Origin of the sequence: Bacillus sp. es.034 (assembly GCF_002563655.1) — a bacterium.
GTDB lineage: Bacteria > Bacillota > Bacilli > Bacillales > Bacillaceae_B > Rossellomorea.
On sequence record NZ_PDIY01000001.1, the window covers coordinates 1,676,714 to 1,692,170 of the forward strand.

A 15,457-nucleotide genomic window follows, 5' to 3' on the forward strand; every position below is an offset into this window, starting at 1 on the left:
GGACTGAGAAGTTTTTTTCTTGAATAGCCTTGAAAACGCTTGAAAATAAAAATTATTTCTTTCCCAAGTCAATGGTTTAAGATACGGTAATGTGTTACAATAACAACGTTTCAGATCACATAATAAAGAGGCGAATGTTTACAATGGGAGAAAACCTTAATCTGTTTACTTCTACACAGCATGTCATTAATGATGCTTTATCGAAGCTTGGATATACGGAAGAAATGTATGAACTTCTGAAAGAGCCGATTCGTATGTTGACCGTCCGGATCCCGGTTCGAATGGACGATGGCAGTATCAAAGTATTTACAGGCTACCGTGCACAACATAACGATGCAGTAGGTCCAACAAAGGGTGGCGTAAGATTCCATCCTGAAGTGGATGAAGAGGAAGTCAAGGCTTTGTCCATGTGGATGAGCTTGAAGTGCGGAATTGTGGATCTGCCTTATGGTGGAGGAAAAGGCGGCATCATCTGTGATCCGCGCACGATGTCCTTCACTGAACTTGAGAAACTCAGCCGCGGCTACGTACGTGCCATCAGTCAAATCGTTGGGCCGACAAAGGATATCCCGGCACCTGATGTGTACACAAACTCTCAGATCATGGCTTGGATGATGGATGAATACAGCCGTCTCCGTGAAAATGACTCACCGGGATTCATTACGGGAAAACCGATCGTCCTTGGTGGTTCCCAAGGTCGTGAAAAAGCAACGGCTCAAGGTGTGACCATCTGTATCGAACAAGCAGCAAAGAAACGCGGCATCGATATTAAAGGTGCACGCGTCGTCATCCAGGGATTCGGTAATGCCGGAAGCTTCCTTGCAAAATTCATGAATGATGCCGGTGCAAAGGTCATCGCGATTTCCGATGCCCATGGAGCTCTTCATGATCCGGCTGGTTTGGATATTGATTATCTGTTGGATCGCAGGGACAGCTTCGGTACCGTAACGACTTTATTTGAAAACACGATTTCAAATAAGGAACTGCTGGAACTCGAGTGTGACATCCTTGTACCTGCAGCGATTTCAAATCAGATCACGGAAGACAATGTCTATGATATTAAAGCATCCATTGTGGTAGAAGCTGCAAACGGTCCTACTACCTTCGAAGCAACACGAATCCTGTCAGAAAGAGGGATCCTCCTGGTTCCGGACGTACTTGCCAGTGCCGGAGGGGTAACGGTTTCTTATTTCGAATGGGTTCAGAACAATCAAGGGTACTACTGGACAGAAGAAGAAGTAAACGAGAAGCTTTATGCTAAACTTGTCGAAGCTTTCAACAATGTATACGAAACATCTCAGAATCGTCGAGTGAATATGCGACTAGCCGCATACATGGTCGGCGCACGCAAAATGGCTGAAGCCTCAAGATTTAGAGGTTGGGTGTAACGATCGCATAAATAAGAAGAACGTATTCTCATTTTATATGAGATACGTTCTTTTATTTTATTTAAAGGAGTTCCCGAAATGAATGTAGAAATGATTAGGAAGCGGTGGTTTAGGGTAAAATCACTGAAAATGCGCATTGCTCTTGAAATTTTTGTTCTTATGTTTAAACTTATAAACATTAAAGATTCGGAGGGAAACAAATGTCTACTGAATTGTTCATAGAGGAAGCTTCTCTCGAGGCGATAGAAGCAAGCCTTCAACAGCATAAGCAATTTTTTAAGTCCGGGGTGACCCGTCCCCTTCAATACAGAAAAGAATTGTTAGAAAAATTCTCCACCGTCATAAAAAATCATGAAACAGAAATCATCAGTGCCCTGAATAAAGACTTGAATAAATCCGAGATGGAAGCGTACACGACGGAAATCGGCATCCTTCTGGAGGAGATTCGATTCGTCCTTAAGAATATCGATGAGTGGGCAGAACCGAAAAAAATGAAAACGGCGAAAACCCATATTGGATCGAAGTCCTATACTGTGCCGGAGCCATACGGAGTCACCTTGATCATCGCACCGTGGAATTATCCGGTTCAGCTTGCCCTGGCGCCGGTCATCGGAGCGATTGCTGCGGGGAATACGGCGATCATCAAACCGTCGGAGCTCACCCCGACGACTTCTGCATTACTCGCTCAAATGATCAACACACATTTTGATCCAAGGCAGTTGTTCGTCATAGAGGGCGGTGTGGAGACGACCCAAAATCTTCTCAAACAGCCCTTTGAATATATTTTTTTCACCGGAAGTGTGCCTGTCGGGAAAGTGGTCATGGAAGCCGCGGCCAAGCAGTTGATCCCGGTAACCCTTGAATTGGGCGGGAAAAGCCCGTGTATCGTCGATGAAACCGCTGATATTCCCCTTGCCGCGAAGCGTATTGCTTTCGGAAAGGTGACAAATGCAGGGCAGACTTGCATCGCACCGGATTATTTATTTATTCATAAAAGCAAGAAAGATGAATTCATCACTGAATTTAAGAAAACGGTGATTGAGTTTTATGGGACTGAGCCTTTGAAAAGCGAAAAATTCGGACGGATTGTCAACGAGCGTCATTTCAATCGTCTGACAAGCTATCTGGAAGACGGGGAGATCCTTTTAGGTGGAAATACAGATCCCGGGAGCTTAAAAATCGAACCGACCTTAATGGAACCAAGGGATTTTTCCGTACCGGTGATGAAGGATGAGATTTTCGGCCCTGTTTTTCCTGTCATCGAGTATGAGGACCTGAATGAAGTCATCGAGTTTGTGACCGAACGTCCGAAACCCCTTGCCCTTTATTTGTTCACCAGCAATCCTGTTACTGAAGAGAGGATCAACGGATCGATTTCCTACGGGGGCGGATGTGTGAATGATACGCTCATGCACATCGTCACGCCTTATCTTCCTTTCGGCGGGGTAGGGGAGAGCGGAATCGGAAATTATCACGGGGAATCGAGCTTTTCGACCTTCTCCCATTATAAGAGCATCTTGAAACAGACGACGAAGTTCGATATGAGCTTCCGTTATCCAAGTGGGCGATTCGGCATGAGGATCATCAAGAAGTTATTGAAATGATAAAAGGTGACCCGGGCTGGGTCACCTTTTTAGTTGAGGTTCTTATATTATCTTGTCGGCTCTGTATGCGGTTCTCTTTCAAGCTCTTCCGTCGGTTTGAACAAGAGACCAAGGTTGATGAGGCCGGCAATCCCGACTAAACCGTAAACGATCCGGGATAGAGCCGCATCTTGTCCGCCAAAGATGGCTGCTACAAGATCAAATTGAAAGAAACCGATAAGTCCCCAGTTGATAGCACCAATGATCGTAAGCACCAAAGCAATACGCTGAATACCACTCATGTTGTTTTCCTCCTTTAATTCAATGGCTCATTCATAAGTTTCCCCCAAAGCCCATTCCTATTCATACTGCCTATAGTAAAATTTCCTTGTGCAAGTTCTTTGCAATTTGGGGATGATATATTCGATAATAGAAAATGTGCTAAGAACATTTTGGGTAACGAAATAATTCGGCCCTTACAGAATAGAAGGAGGTAGCAAATAATGAATGACTTTACATTTTACAATCCGACTAAATTAATTTTTGGTAAAGGACAAGTAGAACAATTGAAAGAATTGGTGCCTCAATATGGTAAAAAGGTGCTTGTCGTTTACGGCGGGGGAAGCATCAAGCGTAACGGACTATACGATCAAGTGATGTCAGTGCTGAAAGGGACTGACAGTGAAGTACATGAATTATCCGGAGTTGAGCCGAATCCACGTCTTTCTACAGTTAGACGAGGAGTAGAAATCGCGAAAGAGAAGAATATCGACTTTATCCTGGCCGTCGGCGGCGGAAGCGTCATCGATTGTACGAAAGCCATCGCTGCAGGAGCAAAATATGATGGAGACGCTTGGGATCTAGTAACAAAGAAATCCTTCGCGAAAGAAGCCCTTCCATTCGGAACGGTTCTTACTTTGGCTGCGACGGGTTCTGAAATGAATGCCGGATCGGTTATCACAAACTGGGAAACAAATGAAAAATATGGTTGGGGAAGCCCGGTGACATTCCCTCAATTCTCCATCCTGGATCCGGAAAATACGTTTACCGTACCAAAGGATCATACCATCTATGGCATGGTGGACATGATGAGTCACGTGTTTGAACAGTATTTCAATAATGCGACAAACACACCGCTTCAAGACCGCATGTGTGAATCTGTTCTGAAAACAGTGATCGAAACAGCTCCGAAGCTGATCAATGATCTGGAAAACTATGAGCTTCGTGAGACGATTCTGTACTCCGGTACGATTGCCCTTAATGGAATGCTGCAAATGGGTTATAACGGTGACTGGGCAAGCCATAACATCGAGCATGCTGTATCAGCTGTATATGACATCCCGCATGCAGGTGGACTTGCAATCCTGTTCCCGAACTGGATGAAGCATAACCTGAATGTGAATCCATCACGATTTGCCCAAATGGCTGAACGTGTATTCAACGTCGACCCAGCAGGTAAATCGGAAGAAGAAGTAGCCCTTGAAGGAATTGATAAGCTTCGTGAATTCTGGTCAAGCCTGGGTGCTCCAACACGCCTGGCGGACTATGACATCGATGATAGCCAGATCGACCTTATGGCGGACAAAGCAATGGTGAACGGAGAGTTCGGTAACTTCAACAAACTGAACAAAGACGACGTTCTTGCGATTTTAAGAGCATCTCTATAATGTAATGGAGAGGGACGGACCTTGATGAACGAGGTCCTTCCCTCTTTTTTGTTTACATCGGCAGATTCCAAAAATATCGTGTTTTCTTCCCAGTAATTAGGGGAACATAAACAGGTGAGGCTAGGCATAAATAAAAATTTTATCATGCACACGCTTACATAGAGGGAGCTTTCTTGATTCTCGGGTCAGCTTTCGATAAAGTGAGATAGAAGAAAATATTTTAATCGGAGGATGGTTATGACACACATTCGTTTTGATTATTCAAAAGCGTTATCGTTTTTTGGAGAACACGAACTTACATACTTAAGTGATGCGGTTAAGGTTGCCCATCATTCACTTCATGAACAAACAGGTGCCGGGAGCGACTTCCTGGGTTGGATCGACCTTCCTGTGGATTACGACAAAGAAGAATTTTCACGCATTCAGAAATCAGCGGAGAAAATCAAGAATGATTCAGATATCCTTCTTGTGATTGGAATCGGTGGATCTTACCTCGGGGCGCGTGCAGCGATTGAAATGCTGAATCACAGTTTCTACAATGCCCTTCCGAAAGATAAGCGTTCCACTCCACAAGTGTTATTCGTTGGACAAAATATCAGCTCCACATACATGAGAGACTTAATGGATCTTCTTGATGGAAAAGATTTCTCCATCAATGTGATCTCAAAGTCCGGAACAACGACAGAACCTGCCCTTGCTTTCCGTATCTTCCGTAATATGTTGGAAGAAAAATACGGAGTGGAAGAAGCACGCAAGCGTATTTATGCCACTACGGATAAATCAAAGGGAGCCCTGAAGACACTGGCAACGGACGAAGGCTATGAAACATTCGTCGTTCCTGATGATATCGGAGGACGCTATTCTGTCCTGACAGCAGTAGGGTTGCTGCCGATTGCCGTCAGCGGAGTGGAGATCGAAACGATGATGAACGGTGCGGCACAGGCACGTGAAGATTTCGGTAAATCCGAGCTGACAGAAAACCCTGCCTATCAATATGCTGCGGTTCGTAACGCTCTTTACAACAAAGGAAAGACAATCGAAATGCTCATCAACTATGAGCCGGGATTACAGTACTTTGCTGAATGGTGGAAGCAGCTGTTCGGTGAAAGTGAAGGAAAAGACCAAAAAGGCATTTATCCTTCTTCTGCGAACTTCTCGACAGATCTTCATTCTCTTGGACAATATGTTCAGGAAGGGCGCCGTGACATTTTCGAAACCGTCATCAAGGTTTCAGAGCCCCGTCATGAGCTGAAAATCGAGAAAGCCGACAGTGACCTGGATGGATTGAACTATCTTGCTGGTGAAACGGTGGACTTCGTGAACAATAAAGCATTTGAAGGTACACTGCTTGCCCATACAGATGGAGGGGTACCTAACCTGATTGTGGAGATTCCTGCTATGGATGCCTACACATTCGGTTACCTTGTGTACTTCTTCGAGAAAGCATGTGCCATGAGTGGATATCTTCTTGGTGTGAATCCTTTCGATCAGCCGGGAGTGGAAGCATATAAAGTAAATATGTTCGCCCTTCTAGGAAAACCAGGCTTTGAAGAAAAGAAAGCCGAGCTTGAAAAACGTCTGAAATAATGAAAAAGAGCACTGAGTAAATCTCAGTGCTCTTTTTACATTTTTCTTTTCTTTTAGGAGAAACTATCCCTAAAAGAAAGGGGATGCATCCACGTGATTGAGCTTTCATCGAGCATTGAAGGACAGCATTATCAACTATATAAACTGGAACAGCTACTAAAGCCGCTTGGATATTCGATCGGCGGTAACTGGGATTACGATCACGGCTACTTCGATTATAAAATTGATGACGAGGTCGGGTATCAATTTTTAAGAGTGCCGTTCACCTCGGTGGACGGTCAGCTGGACTCAAGGGGGGCTACCGTTGAATTCGGTAAACCGTTCCTTCTTTCTCATAAGTATCAGATTGGTCTGGACGATTTTGCGTCGACAGGGAACTTTTCAGGTTCTGTCAATCAATTTTCAGAGCCACAGGATCCCGATGCAAGTTTTCCTGAAAAGTACATTGCTGTTGGGAAGGAACTTGTGAAAGAACTCGAGAGCACCCTGTTTTCTAGTTAGAAATCACAAAAAGTTCGTCTGATGCTTCAACAATCGTCGTTAAAGGAGGATTCACTGTTGTGTTTTCTCCTTTTTTTATGCCCAGAAGGATGATGTTGTTCTTAAGTAGATGTCCACTAAGAGAGTGGAAGTCCTCATTGATGTACTCTTCTGCAACAGGGATCAGCTTCAGATTATTTCCTTTCAGGTGATTCAAAAGCTTTAAGATCGTTTTAGACATACCTTGGGATATGATACTGTTCATCATCACAAAGCTGGTTTGCAAATTCGTCTGGATGACTTCATCGGCTCCTGCCCGCTTTGCATTCGCTACTTGGTCCTTTTGAAGGATCTCCACCACTGTATATAACTCGGGATGGTTTCCTTTGAGGGCAAGGAGTGTCAGGACCGAATTCATGTCAGAGGTCATCTCATCCTTATTTTGATCGGCGGTGATGATGGCAATCGACGCTTCATGAAGATTGACTTTCTTCAGGATCGAGTCCCTGAATGGGGTCCCTTTCACGAAGTGGATATATTTATTGTTATAAGGGTTCTTCTGAAGAGTTTCATCAACCAAAATGATATCACACCGGGAATGCAGGGAGGTCAATTGATTGATCACTTCCCGAGCACGCTCATTCCAGCCCACGATGATGACATGATCCCTGCCTTTAAACGTCGCCTTTCCTTCCAGATAGGCGTTTTGTGTCATAACGGTTTCGGCGGCCAGAGTGACGAAATAGGTTGAGAGGAAGCCGGCACCAACCAGGATCAGGACAATCCCGAGAAATCTTCCTTCGAATGTTAATGGAACAAAGTCTCCATATCCTACAGTGGAGGTCGTAATGATGGCCCACCAGATCCCATCAAATAAAGAGGGGAAGGTATCGGGCTCTATAAAATGAATGATCGTGCCAAACGAAATCATCAGCGTAATGGCGATCGTGAATATTCGAATAACCAAAGGCCAGCGCAAGAACCCATGAAACATTTGCTGTACCATTTTACCAGCTCCTTTTTCATCTGCACTGACCATTATTTCCTTTTCAGGTTCTTCTAAAACTCAGAAAGCGATTCTTTCTTTAACAAACTATACATATATGCGTCAAATGCGTGGTCATCCTGAAGGATATATTCCCTCAGCAAACCTTCCTGCTTGAATCCTAGCTTCTCAACTACCCGTGATGATGCCTTATTATACGGAACGATCACTGCACCTATACGGTTCATTCCTTTTTCTGAAAAGAGGTAACGAAGTAGTGGGGATAGGGCTTCACCCATAATTCCCTTGCCCCAGTGGCCGGGATGCAGGTCATATCCGATTTCGCAGCGTTTGTAAGCTTTCGAAATGCCATGGAACCCGCATGTCCCGATCATCTTGTTGGAATTTTTCTCCACGATGGCCCAACGCATGGGACCACCTGATTCCAGGTGCTTTTCATAGTTTTCAACCATGCTGACCGCCACTTCTTTCGATTCAATCGGACTCATGCCGAAATAGCGGAGAACGTCCACGGACGTATAGAGTTCATAAAGAAAATCGACATCTTCCATTGTAATCTGTCTTAAAATCAATCTCTCTGTTTCAAATACTGGATACTTTTCCATATTTATCAACCCCTTTATAGAAGAAAGTATACCATGGAAAAACCCTTGGCAGGGGGGCAAAATCATCTACGTATAAAAGCCTCTGCCGAATTGGGCAGAGGCTCCTTCATTATGACTTGAATCCTGCTGTTGGCCGTCGGTTCCATCCTTTTTTCGAATGAAATGAACCATCCTTCACGTCCGTCAGAAGGGAGGGTTCACATTCGGAAATGGAGGATTGACCTGAAAGGGCCAATGTTAAATCGAGATCGGACAGTATATTCCGGATCACGTCTTTCACCCCTTGTTCACCTGCCAGGGTCAGTCCGTACATATAGGGTCTGCCGATGAGAACGGAACTTGCTCCGAGCGCCATGGCTTTCACGACATCGGCTCCACGCCGGATGCCGCTGTCAAAGAGCACCGGGATACGGCCGTTCACGACCTCACATATCACCGGAAGGGAGTCTAAGGCTCCGATGGCCCCGTCGACCTGTCTTCCACCGTGATTGGAAACGATGATGCCATCCATTCCCCGGTCGACGGCAAGCTTGGCGTCGTCGGGATGGAGAATGCCTTTCAAGAGGATCGGCAGACGTGTATGTTCACGCAGAAAGTCCAGGTCATCCCATGTAAGTCTTGCATTGCCGAACACTTGGGACCAGAGGATGGCAGCTGCATTCCGGTCCACTTCAGGGGGTTCTTTCAACCTTGAACGAAAGACGGGGTCGCTCACGTAATTACCGACTCCTTCTCCGGAAAGAAAGGGAAGATAGGCGTTTTCAAGGTCGTATTCACGCCAGGCCATCATCGGGGCATCAAGTGTCACGACGATAGCGGAGTATCCTGACGCTTCAGCCCTTTTAAGCATACTGGCTGCAATCTCAAGGTCATTACTCCAATACAGCTGGAACCATCTTTTGGAGTCCCCCATGACGGAAGCGATTTCTTCCATGGAGTAAGTGGACGCTGAACTCGCAATGAACGGGACATTCATGGATGCCGCCCCGCGGGCAGACGCCAGCTCCCCATCAGGGTGAACAATGGATTGCACTCCGATCGGTGCAAGGAGGAGGGGGGACGAGTAGGTTTCTCCAAATAACGTCACGTTCAGATCGCGGTTCTCGACGTTATTCAGCATACGGGGGACGATCTGCCAGCGGTCAAGGGCACTTCTGTTCGCGCGCATCGTCCCTTCGCTTCCGGCACCTCCTGCCACATAATAAAAAGGGCCGTCCTCAAGCTTTTCCCGTGCCTTTTGCTCCAGCTCCTCAAACCGGAAAGGGATGGAGGGACGGACCTTCCTTTGATAGATTTCATTTTGTACATGGTTTCCATACTGATTCATGGTATTCTTCTCCTTTCATATCAGCCGGAGTATGTGTGAATCAATAAAAGGGCATATGTATTCGCAGGCTTGTCATTATAAAAAAATGGTACTCGCTATATTCAGAAAAGTCAATCTATATTGCGTTTAAAGTAAAGAACAAATTGACATCGAATCATTAACCTTTTGTCTGCCCAATAAATAACTGAATAAGGCAACATAAGAAGAATGAAAATTTTTCTTCTAGTCATAAGGTTGCAAATAGTAATTAGTGATGTTACTTTTTATTAATTAAAATACTATAAAAACAATGTTATTTAAGTTAGATAGAATAAGGAGTGGTGATTCATGAAAATTCAAAATTGTTGTTCAGCATCTAGAGAGAGAGAAGGGAATACTGTTAAAGATTTTCAAGGTATTATTCTACGTGGGGAATCTAATCAGCTGCGACATAGTGAAAATTTGATAGAGCTTCCGGGTGGAAGATTTCTTATGGGAACTGATGAAAAAATAGGTTATCCCAGAGATGGTGAGGGTCCACTTCGAACCGTAAACTTGAAACCCTTTGCCATAGACCGTTACTCCGTGACGAACAGCCAATTTCAAGAGTTTACTGAAGAGACAGGATATGTGACAGAAGCAGAATGTTTTGGATGGTCTTTTGTCTTTCATTTACTTGTGTCAGAAAAGGTTAAAAAAAATGTAATCAACTCTGTCAGAGAGACTCCATGGTGGCTTGTTGTAAACGGGGCTTATTGGAAACAGCCGGAAGGTCCAGATTCCTCCATAGAGAATCGGTCAGACCACCCTGTGGTTCATATTTCTTGGAATGATGCCCATGCGTATTGTAATTGGTCTGGAAAGAGATTACCTACAGAAGCAGAATGGGAATATGCGGCACGAGGTGGTCTGGTTAGTAACAGATTTCCTTGGGGTAATGAGCTCCATTTGAATGGTGAGCATCAATGTAATATATGGCAAGGTAAGTTTCCCATCACCAATACGGGAGAGGATGGGTATATATCAACTGCTCCAGTTCATGCCTTTTCGCCGAATGGATTCGGCCTTTATAATGTTTCCGGGAATGTTTGGGAATGGTGTGAGGATTGGTTTACCAATAAGCACCCTAAAGTTAAAGTGAGCAATAATCCACATGGACCAGATACTGGGAGAGCTAAAGTAATGAAAGGAGGGTCCTATCTTTGTCATCAATCTTATTGTAATCGTTACCGAGTTGCAGCAAGGACGACAAATACTCCTGACAGCTCAACTGGAAATATTGGATTTAGATGTGCGGCAGATATACAAGCTTAATTTGTTATTAATTTTAATATTTTTAATATTTTATTGTAAACGTTTTCTTCTTGAATTAGAATGAACTCAATGAAACGTTTCAATTGCTAAGTTAATACAATCGTTGTTTTGAAATGTATATTCTATCTTATTAAAGGATGGAACGGAATGCCCACCTTAAAGGATGTGGCAAGACAATCTGAATTGCCTTCACATTGAAGTGGAAATATACTCATACCTATAACCTCCTGGAATATTGCCTCATGGAGGTTTATACAGGCTTTTTATCGAAACGTTTCAACTGTACTTTATCTGAGTCCAATCAACTAATATATAGAAATAATGAAGTTTCATTTAAATGATTATCAGTTGAATTATCTTTTATACGTGGGTCAAGGATGTATACCGTACAACTTGTTTGGGCTCTTCATACTTAAGTCAACTGTTGAAATGGATATCGAAGAAGATTTGCCGGATTATCGATGGACCGGTGAATCTATTAGATGTATTTACGGTATGATTTTGATTCCTATTTAGAAAAGCTGCGCAATCAAGATCGAAATGCGGTTATTGGCAGATTGGAACGCCTATACCTCCCGGAAAAGTTTGAAACAATTAATAATCAAAGGAGGAAATAAAAATGAGAGTTCTCTTGTTAGATTTAGACTCAACAAGACCAGATCACTTGGGTTGCTACGGCTATAATCGAGACACATCACCTAATATCGACCGTATTTGTAAGGAAGGGGTAAAATTTACAAACTATTATACGTCTGACGCCCCATGTGCACCTTCTAGATCTGCCCTCATGTCTGGCCAGCTTGGCATACACAATGGTCTGGTAGGACACGGGGGAACTGCAGGTGATGTACGTCATGATGGACCAACGAGGGATTTTTCTAATCGACTTGCATTGGAGAGCCTGCCTTCTTTTTTAGATCAAGCAGGTATAAAGCCTGTATTAATTAGTCCTTTTGCACAGAGGCACGGTACGTGGAATTTTTATGCAGGATTTCGGGAGATGCACAATACAGGTAAAGCTGGGATAGAATCAGCAGAAGAAGTGACACCTGAAGTTCTGAAATGGCTCGAACATAATGCCGGGGAAGATAATTGGTTCCTCTATGTGAATTATTGGGATCCCCATACCCCATATCGTGCTCCTGAGGAATTTGGAAATCCCTTCGAGAACGATCCCCTTCCAGAATGGATTACAGAAGAAGTGCTTGAAGAACATAAAAAGAAAGTCGGTCCTCATAGTGCCAGTGAGATCAATATGTATGATAATAAACAAAACCCTGATTTTCCAAGATCTCCAGGTGAAATAAAGGACATGGCTGGATTGCGACAGATGATAGATGGGTATGACTGTGGCGTACGCTGGATGGACGAGAACCTGGGGAAAGTATTTAAATCTTTAGAGGATTTGGGAATCATGGAAGAAACCATTATCATCATTACCGGCGATCATGGCGAAAATTTGGGTGAATTAGGGATTTATGGAGAACATGGTACAGCAGACCACGCGACTTGTAACATTCCTATGATCATACGCTGGCCGGGAGTAACGAAACCAGGTCATGTGGATGATGAGCTGCATTATCATTTAGATTTAAATCCTACCCTCGCAGAAATATTAAATCGGATACCGGCAACGGGATGGGACGGCCAAAGTTATGCCCCAGCCTTAAAAGGTGAAACAGGTTCGGGGCGTGATTATTTAGTCGTTTCACAATGTGCACATGTTTGCCAGCGCAGCGTCAGGTTTGATGATTGGCTATATATTCGAACCTACCATGACGGTTATCATTTATTTGATAAGGAAATGCTTTTCAACATTAAGAATGACCCTCATGAAGTTCAAGATGTGGCAAAGGAAAACCCACATATTTGTAAAGAAGCAGTGTACAGATTGAACGAATGGCATGAGGAAATGATGCATACCAGTTCATCAGATGTGGACCCATTATGGACCGTAATGCGTGAAGGCGGCCCATTTCATGCTAAAGGGAATTTACCAAGATATATTCAGCATTTGGAGAAAACTGGACGGGAATATGCAGTAGAAGAACTTAAACGCCGTCACCCTAATGAGTTTAAATGAGACTTTACCCTATTGAGGTAGAGGTATAAGGAGCAGTTGAATTAACTGCTCCTTTATTTGCAAGGGAAAAATAAGAAGTATTGACCAATTGCTACCTCGGGATATATAGGCATTTCGCATGTAACATCCCATAGTAACAGGTCTAAATTAACCTCTTGAAACGAATTCAATTAACATAAAAAGACCACCATTCCATTAAGAAAGGTGGTCTTTTTAAAAGAAACGAACTACTTTTCGGTATGGAGCATAGCGGGATCGAACCGCTGACCTTTTGGCTGCCAGCCAAACGCTCTCCCAGCTGAGCTAATGCCCCGTGATTCGGTCAAGATTTATTATAAGAAAGTTCAGAGTGTTCGTCAATGCTTTTTCATCATATTCTTACGTTTATTTTTTATCTATTGAAAAGCGGCGAGCCAACCGCCGCTTTTTTGGATATGGAACAATCTTCATTTCACATCTTTATTCGCTGATTCCAACTCTTTTATGAGTGCCGAAGCTTTTTCATCAGCGATCACCGTTACATGGTCATGGTTATTCAGGATGGAAGCAGGGAAGCTTTCAGAAATAGTGCCTTCTACTAGTTTTCTAAGTGCTTCCTGTTTCGCTTCGCCTGAAACAAGGAGGAGAATTTCCCTGCTTTTCATGATCGATGAGATTCCCATCGTAATCGCATGTGTCGGTACTTCGTCAATCGAATCAAAATAACGGGCATTTGCCTCTCTTGTAGACTGAGTCAGTTCTACAACATGAGTGCTGGAGTCAAAAGAAGTCCCGGGTTCATTAAATCCGATATGCCCGTTGCTGCCGATCCCCAGTACCTGGATGTCGATGCCGCCGTGGGAACGGATTTTTTCATCATACGCATTGGATTCTTTTTCGGGGTCCGCTGCATCTCCTGAAGGGATATGGGTGTTTTCCGAATCGATATCAATGTGTTTGAATAGGTTCTCATTCATGTATTGGTAGTAGCTGTTCGGGTGTTGAGGGGATAATCCAATGTATTCGTCCAGATTGAAGGAAGATACATGTCGATAAGACGTTCCGTTTTGCTCATGGTCATCAATCAGTGCCTCGTAGAGCCCTTTTGGGGTGCCCCCGGTAGCCAGTCCCAGGGTCAGATTTTCGGATGTTTTCAATTTGGATAATAGATAGTCTGCAGCGACTTGACTCATTTCCTGGTAGTCTTTTACTTCAATTCGTTTCATGAGTGTCATCCTCTCGAATATAGGCTATTTTCCCTTTGCATATCGTGGTGAATACGTCTTTGTTTTCATCCAATAGGACGATATCTGCATCTTTCCGGAGGGCGAGGCTTCCTTTCCGGTCAAAGATGTTTAATTGTTTGGCGGGATTTTCTGCGGTCATTTTGATCGCACTTCTCATATCACCTGTAGTGAATGATTGGATGTTTGAAAAGGCATCCTTCATTTTCAGGACGCTTCCTGCCAATGTGTCTTCATCTAATAGAGCCTTGCCGTCCTTGACCGTCACCATCTGACCGCCGAGATCATACTGACCATTCTTCAGACATTTCGCCCTCATGGAATCGGTGATAAGAATCAATCGTTCATCTGTGATTTGATTGAAAGCCAGTTGAATCACTTCAGGGCGGACGTGGATGCCGTCTGTAATCAATTCAACCATCAGTTCCTTTCGCAGGAAGGAAGCTCCGACTATCCCCGGCTCACGATGATGGAGTCCTGACATTTGATTAAACAAGTGGGTTACATGAGATAAGCCGGCATCAATTGCTTCCTCGACTTCATCGAAGGTTGCACTGGAGTGGCCAACTGAAGAAATGATCCCGTTTTCTTTTAAGTAAGAGATCAATTCATAATCGCCATCAAGCTCGGGAGCGAGGGTGACTAATTTTATATGGTTTTGAGAGAGTGTCTGCCAGCGTTTAAATGTGTCTACACTCGGCTTTTGGATTCGATCGAGAGGCTGTGCGCCTGCCCGGGCAGGATTGATGAACGGTCCTTCTAAGTGAAGGCCGAGAATTTCTGCCTGACCACCTTTTTGATGGTTGGACATATAATCTGCGGTATTCATCAATGCTTTTTCGATTGACTCGGATTCTTCAGTCATGGTTGTGGCAAGGAAGCTCGTGGTTCCTTCTTTCGGAAGGGTTCCGGTCATCGTATCAAGGGCTTCCCTGGTCGCATCCATGGTATCGGCTCCATTTACGCCATGGATATGAATATCTATCATTCCCGGGACCACACTATACCCATGGGGAAGGGAAATCACTTTATACTCTTCTATATCAGTCAAACGGGAGTGGTCTCCCATTTCGGTGATCAAGCCATTTTCTATTTTGATGTAGCCTTTTTCATACACTGTATCTTCTGCATAGATCGTTCCATTCAGTATCAGCAGTTTTTCTATATTTGAGGTCATTGAAATCACTCCTTGTGTCCTTTACCATTCTACAATAC

At 44.0% G+C, this 15,457-nt stretch carries 13 protein-coding genes and 1 tRNA gene; 7 read left to right on the forward strand and 7 right to left on the reverse strand.

Translation table 11 applies throughout. The annotated features are described in order from the left end of the window. Positions 1 to 143: 143 nt before the first annotated feature. Complete coding sequence (locus tag ATG71_RS08445) at positions 144 to 1,388, forward strand: Glu/Leu/Phe/Val family dehydrogenase (RefSeq protein ID WP_034763858.1); 1,245 nt, start codon at positions 144 to 146, stop codon at positions 1,386 to 1,388. A gap of 200 nt (positions 1,389 to 1,588) precedes the next feature. Next, complete coding sequence (locus ATG71_RS08450; RefSeq protein WP_098439225.1) at positions 1,589 to 2,992, forward strand: aldehyde dehydrogenase; 1,404 nt, start codon at positions 1,589 to 1,591, stop codon at positions 2,990 to 2,992. Between the two features lie 47 nt (positions 2,993 to 3,039). On the opposite strand, the gene ATG71_RS08455 is transcribed toward ATG71_RS08450, so the two are convergent. Next, positions 3,040 to 3,273, reverse strand: a complete 234-nt coding sequence (locus ATG71_RS08455) for a DUF378 domain-containing protein (protein WP_034763863.1) — start codon at positions 3,271 to 3,273, stop codon at positions 3,040 to 3,042. Between the two features lie 201 nt (positions 3,274 to 3,474). On the opposite strand from ATG71_RS08455, the gene ATG71_RS08460 reads away from it, so the two are divergent. From ATG71_RS08460 to ATG71_RS08470, 3 genes are all read left to right on the forward strand, one after another. After that, a complete protein-coding gene (locus ATG71_RS08460; protein WP_098439226.1) occupies positions 3,475 to 4,638 on the forward strand; it encodes an iron-containing alcohol dehydrogenase in 1,164 nt (387 codons plus the stop codon). 237 nt (positions 4,639 to 4,875) lie between these two features. Then, on the forward strand, positions 4,876 to 6,225 hold the full coding sequence (locus tag ATG71_RS08465; protein WP_098439227.1) for a glucose-6-phosphate isomerase: 1,350 nt from the start codon (positions 4,876 to 4,878) through the stop codon (positions 6,223 to 6,225). A gap of 93 nt (positions 6,226 to 6,318) precedes the next feature. Next, the gene (locus ATG71_RS08470) at positions 6,319 to 6,726 is read left to right on the forward strand and encodes a YugN-like family protein (protein WP_098439228.1); all 408 of its coding nucleotides are present in this window, start codon (positions 6,319 to 6,321) and stop codon (positions 6,724 to 6,726) included. Here the strand turns inward: ATG71_RS08470 and ATG71_RS08475 are convergent. The 3 genes from ATG71_RS08475 to ATG71_RS08485 form a co-directional block, all read right to left on the reverse strand. Then, on the reverse strand, positions 6,719 to 7,711 hold the full coding sequence (locus tag ATG71_RS08475; protein WP_098441765.1) for a potassium channel family protein: 993 nt from the start codon (positions 7,709 to 7,711) through the stop codon (positions 6,719 to 6,721). The genes ATG71_RS08470 and ATG71_RS08475 overlap by 8 nt on opposite strands. Positions 7,712 to 7,764: 53 nt before the next feature. Beyond that, positions 7,765 to 8,316, reverse strand: coding sequence for a GNAT family N-acetyltransferase (locus tag ATG71_RS08480; RefSeq protein ID WP_179886497.1), 552 nt, complete (start codon positions 8,314 to 8,316; stop codon positions 7,765 to 7,767). Positions 8,317 to 8,425: 109 nt separating this feature from the next. Beyond that, complete coding sequence (locus ATG71_RS08485; RefSeq protein WP_098439230.1) at positions 8,426 to 9,643, reverse strand: lactate 2-monooxygenase; 1,218 nt, start codon at positions 9,641 to 9,643, stop codon at positions 8,426 to 8,428. A gap of 327 nt (positions 9,644 to 9,970) precedes the next feature. On the opposite strand from ATG71_RS08485, the gene ATG71_RS08490 reads away from it, so the two are divergent. Together ATG71_RS08490 and ATG71_RS08495 are read left to right on the forward strand one after the other, a co-directional pair. Further along, positions 9,971 to 10,936 (forward strand): formylglycine-generating enzyme family protein, encoded by a 966-nt coding sequence (locus ATG71_RS08490; RefSeq protein ID WP_098439231.1) that lies wholly within the window; start codon positions 9,971 to 9,973, stop codon positions 10,934 to 10,936. A 619-nt stretch (positions 10,937 to 11,555) separates the two neighbouring features. Further along, positions 11,556 to 13,019: a sulfatase family protein gene (locus ATG71_RS08495; RefSeq protein WP_098439232.1), complete on the forward strand. Its 1,464-nt coding sequence runs from the start codon at positions 11,556 to 11,558 to the stop codon at positions 13,017 to 13,019. A gap of 240 nt (positions 13,020 to 13,259) precedes the next feature. On the opposite strand, the gene ATG71_RS08500 is transcribed toward ATG71_RS08495, so the two are convergent. From ATG71_RS08500 to nagA, 3 genes are all read right to left on the reverse strand, one after another. Then, positions 13,260 to 13,332: transfer RNA gene (locus ATG71_RS08500), tRNA-Ala, on the reverse strand. 133 nt (positions 13,333 to 13,465) lie between these two features. Next, on the reverse strand, positions 13,466 to 14,224 hold the full coding sequence (gene nagB / locus ATG71_RS08505) for a glucosamine-6-phosphate deaminase (RefSeq protein ID WP_098439233.1): 759 nt from the start codon (positions 14,222 to 14,224) through the stop codon (positions 13,466 to 13,468). After that, positions 14,211 to 15,419, reverse strand: coding sequence for an N-acetylglucosamine-6-phosphate deacetylase (gene nagA / locus ATG71_RS08510; protein ID WP_098439234.1), 1,209 nt, complete (start codon positions 15,417 to 15,419; stop codon positions 14,211 to 14,213). The genes nagB and nagA overlap by 14 nt, the downstream gene beginning before the upstream one ends. Positions 15,420 to 15,457: the final 38 nt, after the last annotated feature.

Coding starts and splice junctions, on each gene's coding strand:
- ATG71_RS08450 (WP_098439225.1), top strand. CDS start 1,589: ATGTCTACTGAATTGTTCATAGAGGAAGCTTCTCTCGAGGCGATAGAA.
- ATG71_RS08460 (WP_098439226.1), top strand. CDS start 3,475: ATGAATGACTTTACATTTTACAATCCGACTAAATTAATTTTTGGTAAA.
- ATG71_RS08480 (WP_179886497.1), bottom strand. CDS start 8,316: ATGGAAAAGTATCCAGTATTTGAAACAGAGAGATTGATTTTAAGACAG.
- nagB (WP_098439233.1), bottom strand. CDS start 14,224: ATGAAACGAATTGAAGTAAAAGACTACCAGGAAATGAGTCAAGTCGCT.
- ATG71_RS08495 (WP_098439232.1), top strand. CDS start 11,556: ATGAGAGTTCTCTTGTTAGATTTAGACTCAACAAGACCAGATCACTTG.
- ATG71_RS08490 (WP_098439231.1), top strand. CDS start 9,971: ATGAAAATTCAAAATTGTTGTTCAGCATCTAGAGAGAGAGAAGGGAAT.
- ATG71_RS08445 (WP_034763858.1), top strand. CDS start 144: ATGGGAGAAAACCTTAATCTGTTTACTTCTACACAGCATGTCATTAAT.
- ATG71_RS08475 (WP_098441765.1), bottom strand. CDS start 7,711: ATGGTACAGCAAATGTTTCATGGGTTCTTGCGCTGGCCTTTGGTTATT.
- ATG71_RS08455 (WP_034763863.1), bottom strand. CDS start 3,273: ATGAGTGGTATTCAGCGTATTGCTTTGGTGCTTACGATCATTGGTGCT.
- ATG71_RS08465 (WP_098439227.1), top strand. CDS start 4,876: ATGACACACATTCGTTTTGATTATTCAAAAGCGTTATCGTTTTTTGGA.
- nagA (WP_098439234.1), bottom strand. CDS start 15,419: ATGACCTCAAATATAGAAAAACTGCTGATACTGAATGGAACGATCTAT.
- ATG71_RS08485 (WP_098439230.1), bottom strand. CDS start 9,643: ATGAATCAGTATGGAAACCATGTACAAAATGAAATCTATCAAAGGAAG.